22 protein-coding genes are annotated in these 23,028 nt (G+C 65.3%); 16 read left to right on the forward strand and 6 right to left on the reverse strand.

Features of this window, described 5'->3' with window-relative positions:
- Positions 1-43: 43 nt before the first annotated feature.
- The 3 genes from KDJ86_RS08205 to KDJ86_RS08215 all read left to right on the forward strand — a co-directional run bounded on the left by KDJ86_RS08205 (position 44) and on the right by KDJ86_RS08215 (position 2,537).
- A complete protein-coding gene (locus tag KDJ86_RS08205; RefSeq protein WP_291744634.1) occupies positions 44-949 on the forward strand; it encodes a division plane positioning ATPase MipZ in 906 nt (301 codons plus the stop codon).
- 104 nt (positions 950-1,053) lie between these two features.
- Entirely contained in the window at positions 1,054-1,827 is a 774-nt protein-coding gene (locus tag KDJ86_RS08210) for a vWA domain-containing protein (RefSeq protein WP_521085265.1), read from the forward strand.
- A complete protein-coding gene (locus KDJ86_RS08215) occupies positions 1,827-2,537 on the forward strand; it encodes a DnaJ domain-containing protein (protein WP_291744636.1) in 711 nt (236 codons plus the stop codon). Before KDJ86_RS08210 ends, KDJ86_RS08215 begins: the two co-directional genes overlap by 1 nt.
- Positions 2,538-2,606: 69 nt before the next feature.
- On the opposite strand, the gene KDJ86_RS08220 is transcribed toward KDJ86_RS08215, so the two are convergent.
- Complete coding sequence (locus tag KDJ86_RS08220) at positions 2,607-3,896, reverse strand: D-alanyl-D-alanine carboxypeptidase (protein ID WP_291744637.1); 1,290 nt, start codon at positions 3,894-3,896, stop codon at positions 2,607-2,609.
- Positions 3,897-4,257: 361 nt separating this feature from the next.
- On the opposite strand from KDJ86_RS08220, the gene KDJ86_RS08225 reads away from it, so the two are divergent.
- From KDJ86_RS08225 to KDJ86_RS08240, 4 genes are all read left to right on the forward strand, one after another.
- Positions 4,258-4,590, forward strand: coding sequence for a phasin family protein (locus KDJ86_RS08225; RefSeq protein ID WP_291744638.1), 333 nt, complete (start codon positions 4,258-4,260; stop codon positions 4,588-4,590).
- A gap of 252 nt (positions 4,591-4,842) precedes the next feature.
- Complete coding sequence (clpS, locus tag KDJ86_RS08230; protein ID WP_291744639.1) at positions 4,843-5,172, forward strand: ATP-dependent Clp protease adapter ClpS; 330 nt, start codon at positions 4,843-4,845, stop codon at positions 5,170-5,172.
- An 8-nt stretch (positions 5,173-5,180) separates the two neighbouring features.
- On the forward strand, positions 5,181-7,607 hold the full coding sequence (gene clpA / locus KDJ86_RS08235; RefSeq protein ID WP_291744640.1) for an ATP-dependent Clp protease ATP-binding subunit ClpA: 2,427 nt from the start codon (positions 5,181-5,183) through the stop codon (positions 7,605-7,607).
- A 97-nt stretch (positions 7,608-7,704) separates the two neighbouring features.
- Positions 7,705-9,087 (forward strand): tetratricopeptide repeat protein, encoded by a 1,383-nt coding sequence (locus KDJ86_RS08240; protein ID WP_291744641.1) that lies wholly within the window; start codon positions 7,705-7,707, stop codon positions 9,085-9,087.
- 96 nt (positions 9,088-9,183) lie between these two features.
- On the opposite strand, the gene KDJ86_RS08245 is transcribed toward KDJ86_RS08240, so the two are convergent.
- Positions 9,184-9,618 (reverse strand): HIT family protein, encoded by a 435-nt coding sequence (locus tag KDJ86_RS08245; protein WP_291744642.1) that lies wholly within the window; start codon positions 9,616-9,618, stop codon positions 9,184-9,186.
- Complete coding sequence (locus KDJ86_RS08250) at positions 9,615-10,922, reverse strand: GNAT family N-acetyltransferase (protein ID WP_291744643.1); 1,308 nt, start codon at positions 10,920-10,922, stop codon at positions 9,615-9,617. Before KDJ86_RS08250 ends, KDJ86_RS08245 begins: the two co-directional genes overlap by 4 nt.
- Positions 10,923-11,074: 152 nt before the next feature.
- Between KDJ86_RS08250 and KDJ86_RS08255 the strand changes: the two genes are divergently transcribed.
- On the forward strand, positions 11,075-11,887 hold the full coding sequence (locus KDJ86_RS08255) for an EipB family protein (protein WP_291744644.1): 813 nt from the start codon (positions 11,075-11,077) through the stop codon (positions 11,885-11,887).
- Here KDJ86_RS08255 and KDJ86_RS08260 read toward each other — a convergent pair.
- A complete protein-coding gene (locus tag KDJ86_RS08260; RefSeq protein ID WP_291744645.1) occupies positions 11,856-12,626 on the reverse strand; it encodes a glycerophosphodiester phosphodiesterase family protein in 771 nt (256 codons plus the stop codon). The genes KDJ86_RS08255 and KDJ86_RS08260 overlap by 32 nt on opposite strands.
- Positions 12,627-12,634: 8 nt before the next feature.
- Positions 12,635-13,267: a RidA family protein gene (locus tag KDJ86_RS08265; protein ID WP_367116777.1), complete on the reverse strand. Its 633-nt coding sequence runs from the start codon at positions 13,265-13,267 to the stop codon at positions 12,635-12,637.
- A gap of 34 nt (positions 13,268-13,301) precedes the next feature.
- Between KDJ86_RS08265 and KDJ86_RS08270 the strand changes: the two genes are divergently transcribed.
- Positions 13,302-14,054 carry a cell envelope integrity EipB family protein gene (locus KDJ86_RS08270; protein WP_291744646.1) on the forward strand — a complete coding sequence of 251 codons (753 nt, stop codon included), beginning with the start codon at positions 13,302-13,304 and terminating at the stop codon, positions 14,052-14,054.
- On the opposite strand, the gene KDJ86_RS08275 is transcribed toward KDJ86_RS08270, so the two are convergent.
- Positions 13,985-15,274: a hypothetical protein gene (locus tag KDJ86_RS08275; RefSeq protein ID WP_291744647.1), complete on the reverse strand. Its 1,290-nt coding sequence runs from the start codon at positions 15,272-15,274 to the stop codon at positions 13,985-13,987. The two genes, KDJ86_RS08270 and KDJ86_RS08275, sit on opposite strands and share 70 nt — an antisense overlap.
- Before the next feature lie 312 nt (positions 15,275-15,586).
- On the opposite strand from KDJ86_RS08275, the gene KDJ86_RS08280 reads away from it, so the two are divergent.
- The 7 genes from KDJ86_RS08280 to clpX all read left to right on the forward strand — a co-directional run.
- Positions 15,587-16,858 carry an MgtC/SapB family protein gene (locus KDJ86_RS08280; RefSeq protein WP_291744648.1) on the forward strand — a complete coding sequence of 424 codons (1,272 nt, stop codon included), beginning with the start codon at positions 15,587-15,589 and terminating at the stop codon, positions 16,856-16,858.
- A 73-nt stretch (positions 16,859-16,931) separates the two neighbouring features.
- Positions 16,932-18,974: an acetyl-CoA carboxylase biotin carboxylase subunit gene (locus tag KDJ86_RS08285; protein WP_291744655.1), complete on the forward strand. Its 2,043-nt coding sequence runs from the start codon at positions 16,932-16,934 to the stop codon at positions 18,972-18,974.
- 86 nt (positions 18,975-19,060) lie between these two features.
- Complete coding sequence (locus KDJ86_RS08290) at positions 19,061-19,402, forward strand: hypothetical protein (RefSeq protein WP_291744649.1); 342 nt, start codon at positions 19,061-19,063, stop codon at positions 19,400-19,402.
- A 142-nt stretch (positions 19,403-19,544) separates the two neighbouring features.
- A complete protein-coding gene (gene recO / locus KDJ86_RS08295) occupies positions 19,545-20,291 on the forward strand; it encodes a DNA repair protein RecO (protein WP_291744650.1) in 747 nt (248 codons plus the stop codon).
- Between the two features lie 148 nt (positions 20,292-20,439).
- On the forward strand, positions 20,440-21,297 hold the full coding sequence (locus KDJ86_RS08300; protein WP_291744651.1) for a calcium-binding protein: 858 nt from the start codon (positions 20,440-20,442) through the stop codon (positions 21,295-21,297).
- A gap of 215 nt (positions 21,298-21,512) precedes the next feature.
- A complete protein-coding gene (locus KDJ86_RS08305) occupies positions 21,513-22,154 on the forward strand; it encodes an ATP-dependent Clp protease proteolytic subunit (protein WP_291744652.1) in 642 nt (213 codons plus the stop codon).
- A 210-nt stretch (positions 22,155-22,364) separates the two neighbouring features.
- A partial coding sequence (gene clpX / locus KDJ86_RS08310; protein ID WP_291744653.1) for an ATP-dependent Clp protease ATP-binding subunit ClpX occupies positions 22,365-23,028 on the forward strand: 664 nt, incomplete at its 3' end.

Raw genomic sequence — 23,028 nt, forward strand, 5'->3', positions numbered from 1 at the left:
GTTGTTTCAATCGACGTCATAGTCCACCGCGGAGCGTCCATCCATGCTCTTTCAGTCCGCCGCCAGGGGATCCGCGCATGTCGTCGTGCTCGGCAACGAGAAGGGCGGTACCGGCAAATCGACGACCGCGATGCATCTCATCGTCGCGCTGCTCAAGGCGGGCTTCAGGGTCGCTTCGGTCGATACCGACAGCCGCCAGCGGTCGCTGACCCGCTACATCGAGAATCGCGCCCGCTGGTCGCGGCAACGGAATCTCGGCCTCGACATGCCGGTCCATTTCGTCGCCAGGCTGGCGGCGGGCGAGACGGTGAAGGAGATCGAGGCACAGGAATTCGCGACCTATGCCGATATCGTCGACCGGGTGCAGGACGACTTCGACTATGTCGTCGTCGACACACCGGCCAACGACTCCTATCTGATGCGGCTGAGCCACGCGATGGCCGATACGCTGATCACCCCGGTCAACGACAGCTTCATCGACCTCGACATCCTGGGCCAGGTCAATCCCGACGATTTCTCCATCTCGAGACGCAGCCACTATGCGGAGCTGGTGGACACCGCCCGCGCCCAGCGGCGTGGCATCGACGGCGTCGAGATGGACTGGATCGTGATCCGCAACCGCATCGCCACGCTGCCGAGCCGCAACCAGCGGAACCTGCTCGCCGCGCTGCGGAAGATTTCTCCGACGCTCGGCTTCCGTCTCGGCGACGGGATATCGGAACGGGTCGTCTTCCGCGAATATTTCCCGCTCGGACTGACGGCCCTCGATACGCTCGACCAGCGGACGCATGGGGCGACGCCGACAATGTCCCACATGGCGGCCCGGAACGAAATCCGGGAGCTGGCGGCATTCGTGAATTTGCCGCGCACCGACAGCCCGATCGCTCCGGAGCGACTGGCCGCGCAAACCGCGGACGGGATCGGCCGGCTGGAGCTCGTTCTCGAATAGCGGTTGCTTCCGCCGCGATCAGTGCCACATTTCCGGCTTAGAAGACCGTGTCGCCCGACGGCGCGTCGGGCGGCGGCGATCGAATCCGAAAGGCACTCGTCGGCATGGCCGTGGACAAAAAATCGAATCCGGTGAGGCAGGACCCGGCGGTGGCGCGAGACGGGGGCAGGCCGGTTCCGCGCGATGACGCAGATCGGCGCCCGGCCAAGACCTCCATATCCGGAGAGATACAGGATTTTCTGAAGAAGACCCGGACGCTCGCCACGCCGGTCGAGGGCCGCGGCCGGCTGATCTTCGCGCTCGACGCGACCATGAGCCGTCAGCCGACCTGGGACACCGCCTGCCGGCTCCAGGCCCAGATGTTCGAGGAAGCCGGCAAGGTCGGCGGCCTGGAGGTCCAACTGCTCTATTATCGCGGCTTCAACGAATGCCGCGCGAGCCGCTGGGTGAGCGACACCGCTGCGCTGCGCGACCTGATGACCGGCATCCAGGTGAGGGGCGGCCACACCCAGATCGGCAAGGTGCTGAGCCATGCGCGCCGCGAGAACGGCAAGCGGAAGGTCGGCGTGCTGGTCTTTGTCGGCGACGCCATCGAGGAGCCGATCGACACGCTGGCCGCCAAGGCCGGCGAACTCGGGTTGCTCGGCGTGCGCGCCTTTGTCTTCCAGGAAGGGCGGGAGCCGACCGTCGAGCGTGGCTTCCGCGAGATCGCCCGGCTGACCGGCGGCGCCTATTCCCGTTTCGACACCAACGCCGCGGGTCAGCTTGCCGAGCTGTTGCGGGCGGCGGCGATCTACGCGGCCGGCGGTGTGAAGGCGCTGGAGAAGCAGGGCGGTCGGGAAGGCCAGCTGCTGCTGGAGCAGATGCGTAACCGCTGATGGTCGTCTATCTCGTCACCGGAGTCGCCGTTCTCGTTGCGTTGATCACGCTCGGCAAGGCCTTTGTCGGCGCCGATCCGCGGGCGCTGGTCAGACTGATCCGCTACGTGGTGGGGAGCCTGCTGATCCTTTTCGGAGGCGGCCTGGTCGCGGCGCGGCGCGTCGATTTCGGGCTGCCGCTGATCGTGCTTGGCGGGTCGGCCCTGTTCCTCGGCCGGATCGGACCGCTCGACCTCGGCGGAGGCCGGCGGACACCGGGATCGAAGTCCAAGGTGACGTCCGCCTTCCTCGAGATGGAACTCGACCATGACAGCGGCGAGCTCAATGGACGCGTCCTCGGCGGTGCCTATGCCGGGCGCCGGCTCGACGATCTCGATGTCGAGGACCTGCAGAAGCTCTCGCGCGAGCTTTCGGTCGACGGCGAGAGCCTAGCCCTGCTTGAAGCTTATCTGGACCGCCGGATGCCCGGCTGGCGTGAAGACGGCGAGGGTGATGGCGCAGCGGGGACGGGCAGCGCGCCGAATGCGGGACCCATGACTGACGAGGAGGCCTATGAGGTCCTTGGCCTTTCTCCCGGCGCCAGTGAGGCGGAAATCCGGCGTGCGCACCGACAGCTGATGAAGGGGGTCCACCCCGACCAGGGCGGCTCGACGTTCCTGGCGGCGAAAATCAACGAAGCTAAGGACAGGCTTTTGCGCGGTCATGGATGAAGTCCGATACTCGTTACGACAGGGGACCCCGGGGCGCCGCCAAGACACGGGCGGCAAGTCATTCTCCGCTTACTCGGCGATGGCGTAGCAGGCGAATTTCTGTTTCGTCAGGAAGGCGCAGGCGGCGCGTGCCTCGGACTTGCCGGCGAAGCCGGCGAACCGGGCGCGGTAGAGCGTCACCGATTCCTTGACCACCGGCTCGGTATAGGGCGAGGCGCTGGCGAGCACCCTGGCACCCTTCGCCTTGGCCTGGTCGAGAAGCTGGAGCGCCGACTCCTCGGTCGGCGTCGCCGCGATCTGGATCTTCCAGCCGGAGGTATCGACCGGCTGCGGAGCAACGTCGATGACGTCGTCGGAAATGTCGCCCTGGGAGCGGAATTCTTCCGGCATGATCGCCGCGACGGACTGAACCGATCCGGTTTCGATCAGCGGCTCGTCACCATCGGGACGCGAACGCGGCGTCGGCACGCTGGCCAGCAGCGGCGCGCCGGCCGGCAGGATCTTGCCGGCAACCTGCGCACCGCGGGATGCATTGGGCACATAGCGCTTGAGCAACTCGGCCATACGCTGGTCCCGCGCCGATCCGGTCTTGCCGCCGAGAACGACGGCGACGACGCGGCGATCGCGCTGGTTGACCGACGTCACGAGGTTGAACCCGGAGGCGCGGATATAGCCGGTCTTGATACCGTCGACGCCGGGATACTTGCCAAGCAGCCGATTGTGGTTGCCGATCTTCGTTCCCTTGTAGGTGAAGCTCGTCGCCTTGAAGTAGGGGAAGTAGTTCGGAAACCGGTCCTGGAGCGCGCGGCCAAGGATCGCCATGTCGCGGGCGGTGGTCACCTGCGCGTTGTCGGGAAGGCCGGACGCGTTCCGGAAGGTGGTGCTGCTCATGCCGAGCTGACGCGCGCGCTTGGTCATCTGCGCGGCGAAGGCGCTCTCGCTGCCACCGAGATACTCACCGATGGCGCAGGCCATGTCATTCGCCGAGCGCGTGACCAGCGACAGGATGGCGTCCTTGACCATGATCGACTGGCCGGCCGGAACGCCGAGCTTGGATGGCGGCTGGGATGCCGCGTGTTTCGACACCGGGATACGCGAGGACAGGGAGACCCGGCCGCTGTCGATTGCCTCGAACAGCATGTAGAGGGTCATCATCTTGGTGAGCGACGCGGGGTAGGTCCGCGTATCGGCATTGCTGGAATAAAGGACCTTGCCGGTTTTCGCGTCGACGACGATTGCGGCGCTGACAACAGCCTGGGCGTTGGTCGCGCCGATCGCCATCGTCGCGGCACATGCGACGACCATGGTCCGCATCCAGGTTGCGCCGCGCCGATTGAGCGCCCGAAGTCGCTTCGTCATGAATTCCGAACTCCGCACCCTGACGACCCATAACACGAGTCGCCCGTCCCATAATCTCCGGCAGCGGCCATCGGACAGTAACAGTCCCTCTTACCCTCCAGCGCAATGCGCGGCGGGGATTCCGAGTCCCTGGACCTGAAACGCCGATCAAACTGCCGGTAAAGTCCCCACGCATACCGGCTGCCGGTCTCGTCAAGAACAGTATGGAGGCGAAGTTACAAATCCGTAAAGCCCCGGAGCCGCGGCAATCCGGCGCTATTGTGCGGCGCACAAAAAACGCTTGACGTTTATGGTGCAGTGCACATATTAGGTGTCAGCACGCCCGGCGATTGAACGCCGCGTCACCAAAAGGACAGACAAGATGATCAGCGCGTTCGACGACTTCCAGAAGTTCAGCAAGGAAAATGCCGACATGGCGATGGAAAGCGCCAATGTCGTGACCAAGGGTTTCCAGACCATCGCCTCCGAGGCGGCCGACTATTCGAAGCAGTCCTTCGAGGCCGGCGCCGCCGCGATGGAGAAGATCATGGCGGCCGGTACGCTCGACAAGGCGATCGAGGCGCAGAGCGACTATGTCCGCTCCGCCTACGAGGGCTATGTCGGCCAGGCGACCAAGGTCGGCGAGATCTTCGCCGGCATGGCGAAGGCCGCCTACAAGCCTTACGAGGGGCTTTTCGGCAAGTTCCCGAGGTAAGCCTACCCTCTCTTCGAAAGTGGCCTGCGGCGGCGTCCGCAGGCGGAAAGGCCCGGTTCCGCCGGGCCTTTCTTTTTTTCGTTCCCGGCCGGCGTTGGATTTGCCGCGATCGGCACCTAGATATCAAAAGGTCGGGACGTCCGTCCCTGCTGTCATCGTTGAAAACGGCCAGAAAAATTTGATGCGGATGGATTGCGCCGCCGACAGTTTGTCGTCAGGATTCGAGGATGCGGAAATTGGTGAGCCGACAAGATGAGCAGTTCGAACCGGCGGCCCGATGATGGCGACGCTGGCACTGGTGTCGTCACAAAAACCAGACCGCGGACGAAACGCCCGAGCCTCTACCGCGTCCTTATTCTCAACGACGACTACACGCCGATGGAGTTCGTCGTTCACGTCCTGGAACGCTTCTTCCAAAAGGGGCGCGAGGAAGCGACCCAGATCATGCTGCATGTGCATCAGCACGGCGTCGGGGAATGCGGCATCTATACGTTTGAAATCGCGGAAACCAAAGTGACGCAAGTGATGGATTTCGCCAGGAAGAACCAGCATCCGTTACAGTGCGTCATGGAAAAGAAGTGAGGTCCCCCGTGCCGTCGTTCTCCCGCAATCTCGAAAAAGCGCTGCACCAGGCACTGGCTCTCGCAAGCGAGCGCCACCAGGAATATGCGACGCTCGAACACCTGCTGCTGGCGTTGATCGACGATCAGGACGCTGCCGCGGTGATGCGTGCCTGCAACCTCGACCTCGACATCCTGAGACGCAACCTGGTCGAATATATCGACACCGAGCTCGCCAATCTCGCGACCGGGTCGGACGAGGATTCCAAACCGACCGCCGGCTTCCAGCGCGTCATCCAGCGCGCGGTCATCCACGTCCAGTCGTCGGGCCGGGAAGAGGTCACCGGCGCCAACGTCCTGGTCGCGATCTTCGCCGAGCGGGAGAGTCACGCGGCGTATTTCCTGCAGGAGCAGGACATGACGCGCTACGACGCGGTCAACTATATCAGCCACGGCATCGCCAAGCGCGCCGGGATGTCCGAGTCGCGCCCGGTGCGTGGCGTCGATGACGATGCCGCGACCTCGGAAGGCCGCGAGGATACCAAGAAGAAGGCCGACGCCCTCGAGGCCTATTGCATCAACCTCAACGACAAGGCGCGCAAGGGACAGATCGATCCGCTGATCGGCCGCGAGGCCGAGATCAGCCGGACGATCCAGGTGCTCTGCCGCAGGCAGAAGAACAACCCGCTCTTCGTCGGCGATCCCGGCGTCGGCAAGACGGCCATCGCCGAGGGACTGGCGAAGCGGATCACCGACGGCGACGTCCCGGAGGTGTTGAAGGACTCGACCGTCTTCTCGCTCGACATGGGAACGCTGCTCGCCGGCACGCGCTATCGCGGCGATTTCGAGGAACGCCTCAAGCAGGTGATCAAGGAGATCGAGGAATTCCCGGGCGCGATCATGTTCATCGACGAGATCCATACGGTGATCGGCGCCGGCGCGACCTCGGGCGGGGCGATGGACGCGTCGAACCTCCTCAAGCCGGCCCTGGCCTCGGGGGCGGTGCGCTGCATCGGCTCGACCACCTACAAGGAATACCGCCAGTTTTTCGAGAAGGACCGGGCGCTGGTCCGCCGCTTCCAGAAGATCGACGTCAACGAGCCGACGATCCCGGACGCCATCGAGATCCTGAAGGGCCTGAAGCCTTATTTCGAGGACTATCACCGGGTCCGCTACACCGGCGACGCGATCAAGAGCGCGGTCGAGCTTTCGGCCCGCTATATCAACGACCGCAAGCTGCCGGACAAGGCGATCGACGTCATCGACGAGACCGGCGCATCGCAGATGCTGCTGCCACCCGGCAAGCGCCGCAAGACGATCGGCGTGAAGGAGATCGAGGGCACCATCGCGACGATGGCCCGGATACCGCCGAAATCGGTCTCCAAGGACGATGCCGAGGTGCTGAAGAATCTCGACACCGTGCTCCGCCGGGTGGTCTACGGCCAGGACAAGGCGATCGAACGGCTCGCCTCGGCGATCAAGCTCGCCCGTGCGGGCTTGCGGGAGCCGGAGAAGCCGATCGGCTGCTACCTGTTCTCGGGGCCGACCGGGGTCGGCAAGACCGAGGTTGCCCGCCAGCTGGCAAGCGCGCTCGGCGTCGAGCTCCTGCGGTTCGACATGTCGGAATACATGGAGCGCCACACCGTTTCGCGGCTGATCGGTGCGCCTCCCGGCTATGTCGGATTCGACCAGGGCGGCCTGCTGACCGACGGCGTCGACCAGCATCCGCACTGCGTGCTGCTGCTTGATGAGATCGAGAAGGCGCATCCCGACCTGTTCAATATCCTCCTGCAGATCATGGACCATGGCAAGCTGACCGACCACAACGGCAAGAAGGTCGACTTCCGCAACGTCATCCTGATCATGACGACGAATGCCGGCGCGGCCGAGCTCGCCAGGCCGGCGATCGGCTTCGGCAAGTCCGAGCGCGAAGGCGACGACCAGGAGGCGATCAACCGGATGTTCACGCCGGAGTTCCGCAACCGTCTGGATGCGGTCGTCCCCTTCGGCAGCCTGCCGCCCGACGTCGTCTACGAGGTCGTCCAGAAGTTCGTCATGCAGCTCGAGGCGCAGCTGGCCGATCGCGGCGTGACCTTCGACCTCAGCGAGGAGGCGATCAAATGGCTGGCCGAGAAGGGCTATGACAGCCGGATGGGCGCCCGCCCGCTGGCCCGCGTCATCCAGGAGAATATCAAGCAGCCGCTGGCCGACGAGGTGCTGTTCGGCAAGCTGAAGAAGGGCGGCACCGTCAAGGTCACCGTCAAGGAAGACGACAGCGGCCTGGATCTGGAGGCGGTCGAGGACGGTCCCGTGAAGCCGAGACCCGAGCCGGTGCCGAAGCCGCGCCGGCCGCGCAAAAGAAAATCGGCCAGTGCCGCGAAAAAGCCGCCAAGCAATGGAAAACCCCCTGGCGGCGGTCGCGGCCTGGTGCCGAAGGTGCCCCTTAAGACGACCTAGTCGTGACGCCGCGTTTGTTGGATATTGCAGGGCATCCGGGCATTTGGCGGTCCGGATGCTCATCCAGGGGGTGGGCATTGCTACCTGGAGGCAGTTGATGAAGCTCTGTTGGAGCGGACGAAATTCTGGCCTGACGGCCGCCGGCGTGGTCGCGTTCCTTGCGGTTTCCGCCGCAGGCGGGCCGGTTCTCGCCGACGAGGCGTGGGACATGTGCACCTCGCCGGATCCCGATGTCGGGATCGCCGGATGCACGGAAGTGCTTGCCCGCGGCACCAAGGAGACCCAGCGGGACCGGGCCATCGCCTTCCGCAACCGCGGTCTCGCCTACAAGGACAAGGGCGACTACGACGCCGCGATCATCGACTATGGCGAGTCGATCGCGCTCTACCCCGACTATGTGTCGGCCTATAACGACCTCGGCATCGCGTACCGGGCCAAGAATGACATCGATCGCGCGATCGCGGCCTACAGCGCGGCGCTGAGGATCGATCCCGACTACGCCTATGGCTACAACAATCGCGGCAACGCCTATCGCGACACCGGCAACCTGGCCGGCGCCATCGCCGACTATACCGATGCGATCCGCATCGATCCGGAATATGTCTATGCCTATAACGGGCGCGGCAACGCCTACCAGGATCAGGGCCAGTACGAGCTCGCCATCGCCGACTACACCAAGGCGATCGAGCTCGATCCGAATTACGCCGCCGCCTATAACGGCCGCGGCAACGCCTATCGCGACATCGGCGAGAACGACCTGGCGATCGCCGACTACGACAGTTCGATCCGGGCCGATCCCAACTACGTCTTTCCGTATAACGGGCGCGGCAACGCCTACAAGGACAAGGGCGAGCTCGACCTCGCCATTGCCGACTACAACCGCGCGCTCGAGCTGAGCCCCGACTATGCCTATGCCTATAACGGGCGGGCCAATGCCTATGCGGAAAAGGGCGACTACGAGCAGGCGATCGCCGACTACACCGCCTCGATCCGCCGCGACCGGAACTATGCCGTCGCCTATCGCAATCGCGGGCTCGCCTATGACGACATGGGCAAGACCGAGCTTGCGCTCAGGGATTTCGATACCGCGATCCGGCTGAACCCGAACTACGCCTACGCGTATAACGACCGTGGCATCATCTACGACAGCCAGGGCGAATACGAGAAGGCGATCAAGGACTATACGGCCGCGCTCCAGATCGACCCGAACTACGTCTACGCATTCAACAACCGCGGGGTCGCCTACCAGAACCAGGGCGATCGCGAGCGCGCCGTGGCGGACTACCAGATGGCGTTGAAGCTCGACCCCGGATACACCCGAGCGCAGGAAAACCTCGATTCGGTGATCGCCGAAATGGGCGGCTCGAAATCCACCGTCGCGGCTCCCGGCACCAACCGGTCGCAGGTGCCCTCGGGCGTTCGCGACGTGCAGGCGCCGAGCGGCGGGCTGAATGCCGGCGGCGACCTGTTCCAGCAGTAGCGCCGAAAGCTCCGCTCCCGGCGGTGGCCGGGCCGCGCGAATCAGGCGACGTCGGACCAGCCGGCGTCGCCTTTTCTGTTTCCCCGATGGTGAGCCTCAGGAACCGGCGAGCGCCGCCCGGATCTTCCCGGCTCCTGCGGCCAGGACATCGTCGGCTTCCATGCTGCCGGTATGGGGACGCAGGGCGACGCCCTCGAACCGCGGAATGACGTGGAAATGGAGGTGGAAGACCGACTGGCCGGCCGCCGCCTCGTTGAACTGGATGATCGTCACGCCATCGGCCTCGAAGGCGTCCTTCACCGTCCGCGCAACGGTCTGCACCGAACGGATCAGGTTGGCGAGCGCCTCCGGATCGGCGTCGAGCAGGTTGCGGGAAGGGGTCTTCGGGATGACCAGGGTATGTCCCGTGCCCTGCGGCATGACGTCCATGATCGCAATCGATGCGTCGTCCTCGTAGACCTTGTGGGCGGGCAGCTCGCCGCGCAGGATCCTGGCGAAGATATTCTGGTCGTCATAGGCCTCGGCACTCATCCATCCGGCTCCGTCTGTTCCATCACGCGGAAAGGCAGATACGACGACAGGACCTCGCTGTCACGGTCGACCTGCCGGCGTTCCTGCTCGAGGTAGTCCGAGACCGCCCGCCGGAAGCTCGCATTGGCGATCCAATGCGCCGAGTAGGTGGCGGCCGGGCGGTAGCCGCGGGCCAGCTTGTGCTCGCCCTGCGCTCCGGCCTCTACCCGCGCGAGGCCATGGCCGATCCCCCATTCGATCGCCTGATAGTAGCAGACCTCGAAATGCAGGAAGGGGTGATCCTCGACGGTGCCCCAGTAGCGGCCGTAGAGCGCATCCGACCCGATCAGATTGAGGGCGCCGGCGATGGCCCGCCCGTTGCGGCGGGCCATGACCAGCAGGATGCGATCGGCCATCCGTTCGCCGATCAGCGAGAAGAAGCGGCGGTTGAGATAGGGCCGCCCCCATTTGCGGGAACCGGTATCCATGTAGAACTGGAAGAAGGTATCCCAGTCGGCTTCGGTGATGTCCCTGCCGGTGAGATGGACGATCTTGATCCCGTCCGCCAGGGCGTCGCGCCGCTCGCGGCGGATCGCCTTGCGCTTGCGGGAAGAGAGGGCGGCGAGGAAATCCTCGAAGTCGCGATAGCCATCGTTGTGGAAGTGGTACTGCTGGTCGGTCCGCCGCAGGTAGCCGGCCTCGCCGAAGAGGTTCCATTCGTCTTCGGGCAGGAACGTCGCGTGGGCCGAGGAGACCCCGAGATTGGCGGCGAGGGTGGCAAGACCCTGCACAAGCACCGCCCGGTGCTGCCCGGCGTCCGGCCCCGGCCTGACGAGGAGGCGCCGACCGGTGACCGGGGTAAACGGCACCGAGACCTGCAGCTTGGGATAGTACCGGCCACCGGCCTGCTCGAACGCGTTGGCCCAGCCGCCGTCGAAGACGTATTCGCCCATCGAGTGGGACTTGAGATAACAGGGCAGGATCGCCGCCGGGCGGTCGTCGGCCCCGGCAAGGACCAGATGCTGACCGAGCCACCCGGTCTTGCGGGTGGCGGAGCCGGATTCCTCAAGCGACCAGAGAAAGTCGTGAGAGAGGAAAGGATTATATTCGAGACCGGACCGTGCATCGCCGATGGTCGGCATCTCCCGTTCACAATCCGGTTGCGCACCCGGCGCTATCTCTCCGTGCTGATTCGAAGATTCGCCCGGGCCAAGCCGGCGCGCCAGGCCCTCAGGGTTGGCGCAGGCATCCCAGTCGTCGCGCGCGATATCGTTCAGCGACGACACGACGGTCAGGGTCGCTTCGGATTTGCTATGGTCGGTCACGAAACGGATTCACTCAGACTTTGGCTTATCCCATCATCTAGGTCGCCCCGCTGCAAGCACAACTCGCCGCGTGGCGTATCGGCGATGGGAGCGATCCGACCTTTGCTCCATCGAAGCAAAGCGTGTTCCATAGGCGGAAATCGGAGGATGTCATGACGAGGACCCTTCTCGCCGTCGCCGCGGCAGGCGTCGCGGGCCTGGTGGAGGCCGCCGGCGCTGCGGCGGCGCCGGCGCTGGTGACGGGGTCGGCCGTCTACGGGCTCAGCCTCGAGGATGAGAGCGGTACGATGGGGGGCGTCACCGGAAGCATGACCGCTGTCCTGACCCGCGACTGCGATACCTATCGATCGACAACCAGCCTCGTGGCGGACTTCGAGGGACCAATGGGATCGCTTCCGTTGGATATGGAGTCCGACGTTTACGAGAAGGCCGACAGCCTCGTCTTCGATATCCGCGGCGAGTTCGCGTCGATGGAGATCGAGCGCGCCAGGGGAGAGGCGACCAGGACCGACGGCGGCATAGCCGTCGCGCTGACGGAACCGAAGACCGAGACGCGGACGGTCGATGGCGACGTCATCTTTCCGCTGGCGATGATGGGCGCCGCCGTCGCGGCGGCGAAGGCCGGCAAGACCCTGGTCGATTTCTCGGTCTATGACGGTTCCGGCCACGGCCGCGACGTCTGGCTGGTCAGCGTCACTATCGGGGCGGCGCCGGAATCCGGCGATGAATCGGGTGACGATGCCCTGTTCGCGGCCGGGCTGGGCTTTTCCGGCATGGACCGTTGGCAGATGGGGTTCAGCTATTACCCGGCCGATGCGACCGGTGACCTGACGCCGGCCTTCTCATCAAGCGCGGTGGTCTATGAGAACGGCTTCGCGCAAGCGGCGTCCTATGATTTCGGCGAATTCGCCCTGCGGCTGAAGCTCGAGGAATTCAGTCCGATACCGCCTGAGCCGTGTCCATAGCCGGGTCGAAGCCTTCGAAGATGATCTGGTCGGCATAGCGGTCCGCCAAAGCGCGTTCCGCCGGTGTCCGCACCGTCCAGGTCAAGAGCGGCAGGCCGAGATGGCGCAGGAAGAGCGGCGCATTGGCGGGCAGGGCGTTGATGTCATAGGCGATGAAATCCGGCCGGACGGCCTGAGCATGGAGCAGATGGCGAAGGGCCATTCGGCGGCCCCAGGAAAGACCGGTTTCGCCGGGCTCGTCGAAGCGATCGGCAACCATGCCGCGGGGCAGGGCGGGGGCCAGCGACCGCATCGCCCGCACCGATCGTGGATCGAAGGACATGACCGCCAGCGGGCCTTCATACGGATGGAGGAGTTCCACCGTGCGTTGCTCGAGAAGCGGTTCGGCGCCCGCTTGCGGTTTCAGCTCGATGACTAGCGGAACGCGGCCGGCAACCAGACCGAGCAGTTCTGCCAGGGTCGGGATGCGATCGCCGGTGCCTTTGATCGTCGCCGATTTCAACTCGGCAAGCGGCTTCCCGTGGATCGGTCCGGTCGCGTCGGTGAGCCGGTCCAGCGTGTCGTCATGGAAGACGACGGCTTCGCCGTCGCCGCTGAGTTGCAGGTCGCATTCGATGGCGAAATTCCGGGCGATCGCGGCGTCGGCGGCCGAAAGCGTATTCTCGATCCGTCCCGCGGCGGCATCGTGGAAGCCGCGATGGGCAATGGGACGCCCGGTCAGAAATGCCGCGCGCCCCATGTGCGAACTCAGAGGATTTCGGCGACCGCCTCGACCTCGACGGCGACACCCAGCGGCAGAGTGCCCATGCCGATGGCCGAACGGGAATGCTTGCCGACATGGTCGCCGAGCACATCGGTGATCAGGTCGGAGGCGCCATTGATGACCTTGTGGACGTCGGTGAAATCGGGAACCGCGTTGACGAATCCGACGACCTTGACGATCCGCGCGATCTTGTCGAGGTCGCCGCCGACGGCGGCCTTGAGCATGCCGAGAATGTTGATGGCGCAGAGGCGCGCCGCCTGCTGGCCTTCCTCCATCGAGAAGTCCTTACCGACCTTGCCCACAAATTTGACACCATCGGGGGCCATCGGCACTTGCCCCGACACGAACACCAGATTGCCGGTGACGACGAAGGGGACGTAGTTGGCGCCTGGCTTTCCCGGGCTCGGCAGCTCGATGCCGAGGGCGGCGAGACGCTCCTCGATTTCGGTGGTCATGGCGTACTCCTTGAGGGAACGATCGATGGGGCTGTGTGGCGCAATTTGGCGGTGGCGGCAAGGGCGAAATCCCTTGTTTCCGCCATGCTTGCCGGGCAAGGATGCGCGCGTGAGGATCGCATTGTTGAACAGTTGCGCGAAATTCGCCACCGCCGTCGCCATCATATCCGCGCCGAATGCCGCGGCAGCGGCGCCGATGACACTCGCCCCGCATCGTGCGGTCTACGATATCTCGCTGATCGATAGCGACGAGGGTGTTGATATCACGGCCGTTTCCGGGCGCCTGGTGATGGAGTTCACCGGCTCGGCCTGCGCCGGCTATTCGTCGAAGCTTCGTTTCGTCACCCAGACCGAAGATCCGGACGGGGTGCGGCGACTGACGGATTCGCGATCGACGACGTTCGAGTCGCCGGACGGCCGCAGCCTCGAATTCGCGAACGAGACCTATGCCGGCCCGATCCTGGCCGAGGAATCGGTGGGGACCGCCAGCCGCGACAAGGACGGAATCTCGGTCAAGCTGAAGAAGCCGGAGAAGAAGGCGCTGGACATCGCGGGTCCGATGGTCTTTCCGACCGACCAGATGGAACGGATCCTGGCCTCCGCGCGGCGCGGCGAATCCTTCCTGACCATGGACGTCTATGACGGCTCGGAGGATGGCGAGACGGTCTTCGAGACCGCCGGCGTCATCGGCCATGTATCGACGGCCATCGACGACATCGGCGAGGAGACGGCGGTCGCGGATGCCGGGATCGCGACGCTGCGCCACTGGCCGCTGACGCTGAGCTATTTCGACAAGTCGGAGACGGGCGACGACATGCCCTTCTACGTCCTGTCATTCGTCATCTATGAGAATGGCATCGGCCGGACGATGAAGATCGACTACGGCGATTTTGCCCTTGCCGGCAAGTTGACCGGGCTGGAATTGCTTCCCTCGACGCCCTGTCCGTGAGCGGGGAGAGCCGCGCGCGGGCGCGGCTGCCCCGATTCCTCGTGCATCCTGGCGAGGGTCTGCTCGACCGCATCCAGGTCGGCGTCGGTCTCCGGATTGAGTAGCCGGGTCAGCCCGTCGTGAAGCCGCTGACGGTCGGCGACGAATCCGTTCCCGGGAACGGCGGTGACGTTGTAGTTCTCGCCATCGGCGAGGACGTCGAGCGCGAGCGGTACCGGACCCCATAGCGGGGGAATGCCAAAGGTCGCGCTGACGCTCCGCCCGCCCAGCACGAGCCGGCGCGGCATCGGGATCAGCGTCGCCATCGCATCGAAGTTGGTGTACCAGATCCGCATCATCAGGCGGGCGACCGCGCGCGGCGACAATGCCACCAGCCACTGGGTGATCGGCAGGTCCTGCGCGCGCGCCAGACCGGGGATGGTGAAGCGCTTTTCCTTCTTCTTCTCCTTCGTCGACACGGTCACCATCTTCAGGTGGTTGCCGACGCCGTTCTGCGGCCCGCGCCGTCGCACGAAACGGGTGCGGCCGACATTGCCGCGCAGCGGCTGCGCATTCGGGAAAAGGTCGGGATCGGCGACGAGGGTGGCGGCCACCGCCGCCAGGCGCTCGCTCGAATCGCCGTCGCGGACCATGCCCCGGCGTGGAATCTGAAGAAGGGAGAAGCCCGGATCATGGACGGCGATGGGCGTATCGAAGTCGAGCGGCTCGACCGTCGGCAGCCGGGCGGCAAGCGCCCGATGCGCGTCGGTGGGTTCGTAGTGGCCCATGCGGGACAGGATCTGAAGGCCGCGGGTCGCATCCGCCATGCCATGGCGGATTTGCATCAATAATGCCGAAAGCGGGGGCTCCCCGTTCTGCGTTTCCTGGCCGGGCCCGGCCGGATTGAGTACGAAGACGCGCCAGGCCGGACCGTCGATCCGTATCGGATTGCGGCGAAGCTTGTCGAGGCGGGGCACCAGCTGTTCGAAATGGGTGATCGAGGGGTCGCGGATGACGGCGACGTGCTTGGCGAGATCGACCGGGCCCGAGGATTTTTTCGCAAAAGTCCACAGCCCGACGCGAACTGACTGCTCGGTCAGCGCCGGCAGCGCCTCGATGACGCCTTCCATCTCGGCCAACAGCACCGCCAGATCGCACGGGCCATCGAGGATGGCCGCCGCGTTCATGTAGCAGTCGCCGAGGTTGTAGAAGATCGTGTCGCTGAGGCTGAGACGCCTCATTTCCTGCTCTCCGCCGTTTACGCTTCCGTCGAGCTGAGAACCCAAGTCTACGGCATCCACCCTCCGTTAGCCAATACACACAAGGTGCGAAGCTTCCGCGACGCATCCGCGCGCTGGCTCGAATCGGCCGTTTCCGGCCAATATCGGGGCTCTCCTTGCTGTGTCGTCCGGCTCGCGCAATCAAGTCCACCGTCTCGCCGCCGTCCCGAACCGGCCGCTGAGCGTCGATACGGCGCCCGGTTTGGCGGATCACGGGACGACGGGGCCTGACGCGCTTGCGATGGGGTAGGATGACGCCCGCGAGGATCCGTCATGGACGACAACGAGCTCTTTGTCCGCATTGGCCTGGCGCTGGCGATTGGTTTCCTGATCGGCGTCGAGCGGGGCTGGCGCGAACGCGAGGAGGCCGAGGGCGATCGCGCCGCCGGCCTGCGGACATTCGCCCTGACCGGCCTGCTCGGCGGCATCTGGGGACTGCTGGCGAAGGAATTGGGACCGGCTCCCTTCGGACTCGCATTCCTGGCCGTGGCCGGTGCGCTGACGCTCTTCCGCTGGCGCGAGACGCAGGCGGAGGGAACCCGCGGGATGACCACACTTGTCGCCGGTTTCCTGACCTTTTCGCTCGGCGCTTATGCGGTGCTCGGGCATATGGCGGTGGCCGCTGCCGCCGCGGTCGCCGCGACCGCGCTGCTCGCGGCCAAGGAATGGCTGCATGCCTGGCTGAAGGTGCTGACCTGGCAGGAACTGCGGGCCGGGCTGATCCTCCTCGGGATGAGTCTCGTGGCGCTGCCTGTCCTGCCGAACCGGGGCTTCGGCCCCTATGACGCGCTCAACCCCTACGAAATCTGGCTGATGACGGTGGTCGTCGCCGCCGTGTCCTTCATCGGCTATGTCGCGGTGAAGCTTGCCGGCGAACGCTACGGCTCGCTGATCGCCGGGGTGGCGGGCGGATTGGTGTCATCGACGGTGACGACGGTCGACCTCGCGCGGCGGGTCAAGCAGGAGCCGGAAAACCGGCGGCTGCTCTTGTCCGGTGCGCTCGCGGCGTCGACCGTGATGTTTGCCCGGGTCGGCGTTGTCGTCGGGATATTCGGACCCGGCCTGCTTGGCCGCCTCGTCGCCCCGCTCGCAGCGGCGACGATCGTCAATGCGGCGGCCGCGGTGATCCTCAACCGACCCTGGGAGAAACGGGCGCCGGAGGAGGGGAGGGAGGGAAAACACGCCCTGAAGAACCCGTTCGAGTTCCGCCAGGTGATCGGATTCGGTTTGCTGCTTGCCGTCATCATTGTTCTCACCCGGGCCCTGACGGAAATCTTCGGCGTCGAGGGCGGGATCGCCTTCGCGGCGATCGCCGGCCTCGCGGACGTCGATGCGATCACCCTGTCGATGACGCGGATGGCCGGGCAAGGCACGCTGGATCTGGCGGCGACCGCGATCCTCGTCGCGGCGGCCGCCAACTCCCTCTCCAAGTCCGGGCTCGCGCTGTTTGCGGGCGGGAGGGCTTTCGGACTGGGTTACCTCGGCGTCACGCTTGCCTCGCTGGCAGCCGCGGGAGCGACCGCGCTGGTCCAGCCCTGGTCCTGACGCCGGACTGGAGCATGGTTGCCGATTTCCGCAAAGCCGGCATACATATTGGCCAGGGGGAACAGACTTGCCGATCTTCGAAAAGATACTCGTCGCCAACCGTGGCGAGATCGCCGTCCGGGTCATCCGAACCGCGCGCCGCCTCGGCATCGGGACCGTCGCCGTCTATTGCGACGCCGACAGGGGCGCGCTGCATGTCGAATATGCCGACGAAGCGGTCAACATCGGACCACCGCCGGCCTCGTCCTCCTATCTGGTGATCGACCATATCCTCGACGCCTGCCGCGAGACCGGGGCGGATGCGGTCCATCCCGGCTACGGGTTCCTGTCCGAGCGGACAGAATTCGCGGCGGCGCTGAAGGAAGCCGGCATCACCTTCATCGGCCCGAACCCGCAGGCGATCGCGGCGATGGGCGACAAGATCGAATCGAAGAGGCTGGCGGCGGCGGCGGGCGTCTCGACCATTCCCGGCCATGCCGGGGCGGTGGCCAGCGAAGAAGAGGCGATCGCCGTCGCCACCGATGTCGGTTTCCCGGTCATGCTCAAGGCCTCGGCCGGCGGTGGCGGCAAGGGGATGCGGATCGCGCGCTCGGCGGACGACGTGGCGGAGGGCTTTGCCAGTTCGCAATCGGAGGCCCGCTCGTCCTTCGGCGACGACCGCATCCTGATCGAACGCTTCGTCGAGTCGCCGCGCCACGTCGAGATCCAGGTGCTCGGAGACAAATACGGCAACCTCATCCATCTCGGCGAGCGCGAATGCTCGATCCAGCGCCGCAACCAGAAGATCATCGAGGAGGCGCCGTCCCCGGCCGTCGACGAAGGCGTGCGGGCCGAGATGGGCGGCCAGGCGGTGGCCCTTGCCCGGGCGGTCGGATACGATTCGGCCGGCACGGTCGAGTTCATCATGGACCCCGACCGGAACTTCTACTTTCTCGAGATGAACACCCGTCTCCAGGTCGAGCATCCGGTCACCGAACTGGTGACGGGCATCGATCTCGTCGAACAGATGATCCGGGTCGCGGCCGGCGAGAAGCTGTCGCTTCGCCAGGACGATATCAGCCTGAAGGGCTGGGCTGTCGAGTCGCGTGTCTATGCCGAGGACCCGCATCGCGGCTTCCTGCCGTCGATCGGCCGGCTCGAGCGCTACCGGCCCCCGGCCGAGGGCGAGACCGACGGCAACACCGTCCGCATCGATGGCGGCGTCGGCGAGGGCTCCGAGATCTCGATCTATTTCGATCCGCTGATCGCCAAGCTGATCACCCGCGGACGTGACCGGATCGCCGCGATCGACATGATGCAGGGCGCGCTCGACCGCTACCTGATCGACGGGATCGCGCACAACATCCCGTTCCTTTCCGCGCTGATGGATCATCGGCGGTGGCGGGAGGGGCGCCTCTCGACCGCCTTCATCGATGAGGAATACCCGGACGGATATTCCGCGCCGGACCCCGAGGGCGATGTCGCGACACGGCTGGCGATCGTCGCCGTGTCGATCGAGCGCGCCCGCCGCTCGCGGCTGCGATCGATGCCCGGGCGGATGAACGGCGAGGGCGCCTTCGGACGCCGCGACTGGGGCGTCCGGATCGGCGAGCGGCATGTCGCGCTGGCGATCACCGAGGCCGATGCGACCGCGCCCGGCCATTTCACCATCGCGCGGAGGGGCGAGGGCGAGACGGCCGAGCCGTCGACAGTCGCCTCCGACTGGAAATCGGGCGATCCGCTCTGGGTCGGTACGATCGGCGGGGTCTCCCTGATCGTCCAGGTGCGGCAGGCAACCGCGGGCGTCCGGCTGTCATGGCGTGGCTTCGATGTCGTGGCGCGGGCGATGACGCCGCGGATCGCCGACCTTGACGCGCTGATGCCGCCGAAATCCGGAGGTGACGCGGACCGGGTGCTGCGCTGCCCGATGCCGGGGCTCGTGATCTCGATCCTCGTCGAGCCGGGCCAGACCGTGAGCGCCGGAGCGCCGCTCGCGGTGGTCGAGGCGATGAAGATGGAGAACATTCTGCGTGCCGAGCGCAACCTCATTGTCGCCTCGGTGAACGTCGCGCCGGGCGATGTGCTCGCCGTCGACGAGATCATCATGGAATTCTCGGGCGAGGAGGCCCCTGACTAGGCGCCGGACCGGGGTTTCCTTGGGCAAGCGACCCCGTGTGGTGTAAGTTGGCGCCGGGCGGCCGAAATCAGCGCAGGGAGGATTCCATGGCGCTATTCGCAATCGCGGTCCCGATCGTTCCCGAAAAGATGAAACAGTTCGAGGAATTCATCGAAGAGCTGAACGGCGCGAGAAGAGACGCCTTTGTCGCCAGCCGCAAGAAGCTTGGTGTCCGGGAGAGAACGTTTCATCAGCACACGCCGATGGGCGATCTTGTCATCGTTACCCTGGAAGGCGATTCGCCAGGCGACGCTTTCGCGCGGTTCGGCGAGGGGGCGGATCCGTTCACCAAATGGTTTCGCGAGCAAGTGAGCGAAGTCCACGGGATCGACTTGTCCGCTCCTCCGCCTGGCCCGGCGCCTCGGTTGCTGGTCGACACGGCAGCCTAGACTAGCAATCGAAACGACGCTCCGAACGCCGCAAGACGCGCCCGCCCGCCACGATCCACCGCCTGCACGCGGGCGGCGCGTCGGCTGACGGCGACCGGCCCTTCTCGTCCCGCCACCCGCGACTCTGTTGTAAGATGCCGGCATGCAGTGGACGGACGAAGGCATCATCATCGGCACCCGGCGTCATGGCGAGACCAGCCTGATCGTCGAGCTGATGACCGCCGCCCACGGCCGTCATCTCGGGCTGGTTCGCGGCGGGCGCTCGCGGAAGCAGCAGCCGCTGCTGCAGCCGGGCAATTCCGTGAGCGCGACCTGGCGGGCGCGCCTCGACGAGCATCTCGGCACTTTCGCGCTCGAACCGGTTATCCAGCGCGCGGCGACGCTGATGCAGAGCCAGCCGGGACTCTATGGGATCCAGCTCCTCGGCGCGCTGGTGCGCCTGCTGCCGGAGCGGGACCCGCATCCCCAGGTCCACGCGGCGCTCGCGGCCATCCTCGACTGGCTCGACGACCCGGCGATGGGCGCTGCGCTGGTGGCCCGGTTCGAGGTCCTGATGCTGGAAGAGCTCGGCTTCGGGCTCGATCTCGACAGCTGCGCGGCGACAGGGGCGGTCGAGGAGCTGGTCTTCGTGTCGCCGAAGTCGGGCAGGGCGGTCAGCCGTATCGCCGGAGAGCCATGGCGAGATCGCATGCTGCGGCTGCCGCGATTCCTGCGGGAATCGTCGGGAGCCGCGCCGGCGGGCGGCGATCTGGTCGATGCGTTCCGGCTGACCGGCTATTTCCTCGACCGCCATGTCTACGGCCCGCGTGGGCTGGAAGTTCCCGGCGCGCGGGAGCGGCTCGTGGCGCTGGTCGCCGGGCTGCGACCGGCGGTAAATGCCGGCGGCTAGCGAAATTCCCTGAGGGCGACACGCTGTCGCCGCGAATCTCCAGCGATACTGACCCGGTTCGTTCCAGTTGCAGCGGCTTCCGAAACCGGATGTTTGCGAATTGCTGCTTGGTTCGGCAGAACGCGTCCAAACCCGTCAGGTGCAAGAAGTGACCAAGATCGTCGCCCGCCAGCCCCTCGAGCCCGAATTCCTCAAGCAACTCGGTCACGCCGTCGACAGCGGCCCCGCCAAGATCCACGACCGGTCGTCGAACGGCTTCACCGTCACCCAGGGCAAGAAGGTGGTCCTCGACTTCTATTTCGAGGGGAACGGGATCAAGTATTTCGGCGGCGTGCCCTACCGGGGCACCGTCGACAAGGTGACCATCGATCTCGACGGCGAGCTTGCCTACAAGTTCAAGGGCGAGAAATTCTCGGTCGCCAAGGGCCTCGATCTCTACCTTTCCAATGATGTCGAGAAGATCATCAAGGTCCTGACCCGCGGCAACGACAAGGTCAAGCTCTCCGACTTCGACGATGACATCAACGTCGGCAAGGGCAATGACAAGGTCTCCGGCAATGGCGGCGACGACATCATCGAGGGCGGCGGCGGCAAGGATCTCCTGCGCGGCGGCACCGGCGACGACATCCTGAAAGGGAGCGCGGGGAAGGACATTCTCGACGGCGGCACCGGCAACAACATCCTCAACGGCGGCGGCGGCAAGGACACCTACCTGTTCAAGCACGCACCGTCCGGCGGGGTGAGCACCATCACCAAGTGGCAGGCCGGCGAGACGATCGAGATCGCCAAGGGCACCTTCCCGGGCATCGGCGGCAAGGGCACGCTTGACGCGAAATACTTCCACAGCGGCACCGATGCCGATACGGCGGACGTCCGGATCGTCCACGACTCGACGACCGGCGCGGTCTATTACGACCCCGACGGCAGCGGCGCCCAGGCGAAGGTCCAGTTCGCCCAGGTCGCGGCAGGGACCGTGCTGACCAACGATGATTTCATGGTGATCTAGACGCGGCGTGCCGGCGCGCCGAGGACCGTTCCGCAATCGGCGGCCGGGCAGGGGCGACCGGCTGCCAAATCCCGGCAAGCGCTCCGAAATCGGCCTACCCCTTCCGGACCGCGAGTCGATGCCATATCTATGGGCAATCGCCGCTGATTCGCGGTGTCTGCCGGCTTCGCCGGTTCCCGGACAAATCCCACCAACGGCAGCCTTGGAAAGACGCGATGAAAGACCCCATCGACACCTACATGAACCTTGTCCCCATGGTGGTCGAGCAGACCAACCGAGGCGAGCGCGCCTATGACATCTTTTCGCGGCTGCTCAAGGAGCGGGTGATCTTCATCACCGGTCCGATCGAGGACAACATGGCGACGCTGATCACGGCGCAGCTGCTGTTCCTCGAGTCGGAAAACCCGAAGAAGGAGATCAACGTCTACATCAACTCGCCGGGTGGCGTGGTGACCTCGGGCATGGCGATCTACGACACCATGCAGTTCATCAAGCCGGCGGTCTCGACGCTGTGCATCGGGCTAGCCGCGTCGATGGGCTCGCTGCTGCTGACGGCCGGCGAGGCCGGCATGCGATTCGCCCTGCCCAACGCGCGCATCCTCCTGCATCAGCCGTCCGGCGGCTTCCAGGGCCAGGCCTCGGACATCGAGCGCCATGCCGAGGATATCATCAAGCTGAAGCGCCGGTTGAACGAGGTCTACGTCAAGCACACCGGCAAGGACTATGATACGATCGAGCGGACCCTCGACCGCGATTACTTCCTCACCGCCACGGAGGCGCAGGAATTCGGCCTGATCGACAAGGTCCTGACGTCGCGGGATGCGCTCGATTCGGCAGTCAAGCCGGAAGAGACCTGATCCCGGCCAAAATACCGCCCGAGAATCGATGCTTGACTGCGGCGCGTTTGCGTTAAGTATCTCTTGAATAAATCACGCCTAGCATGATTGGATCATACGAGGTCAGTTGCCTCGAGTGGGGCGTTGTCTAGAGTGCGTGTGAGATCCCCGGCTTCGCCGGGGTAAAGTCGGACACAGAGCGGCCCATCCAGGAAGCCGCAGGGAAGACGGATGAGCAAAGTCAACGGCAGCGAAAGCAAGAACACCCTTTACTGCTCCTTCTGTGGCAAGAGCCAGCACGAGGTGCGGAAACTGATCGCCGGTCCGACCGTCTTCATCTGCGATGAATGCGTCGAACTGTGCATGGACATCATTCGCGAGGAGAACAAGTCGTCGCTGGTGAAGTCCAGCGATGGTGTGCCGACGCCGGCCGAGATCTGCAATGTCCTCGATGACTATGTGATCGGCCAGCACCATGCCAAGCGGGTCTTGTCGGTCGCCGTCCACAATCACTACAAGCGGCTCAACCACGCGACGAAGAACAACGACGTCGAGCTCGCCAAGTCGAACATCCTGCTGATCGGGCCGACGGGCTGCGGCAAGACGCTTCTCGCCCAGACGCTGGCCCGCATCCTCGACGTGCCCTTCACCATGGCCGACGCCACGACGCTGACCGAAGCCGGCTACGTGGGCGAGGATGTCGAGAACATCATCCTGAAGCTGCTGCAATCCGCCGACTACAACGTCGAGCGGGCCCAGCGCGGCATCGTCTATATCGACGAGGTCGACAAGATCTCCCGCAAGTCCGACAACCCGTCGATCACTCGCGACGTGTCGGGCGAGGGTGTCCAGCAGGCGCTCCTGAAGATCATGGAGGGCACCGTCGCCTCGGTGC

Origin of the sequence: Bauldia sp. (assembly GCF_020442045.1) — a bacterium.
In the GTDB taxonomy this organism is placed as follows: domain Bacteria; phylum Pseudomonadota; class Alphaproteobacteria; order Rhizobiales; family Kaistiaceae; genus Bauldia.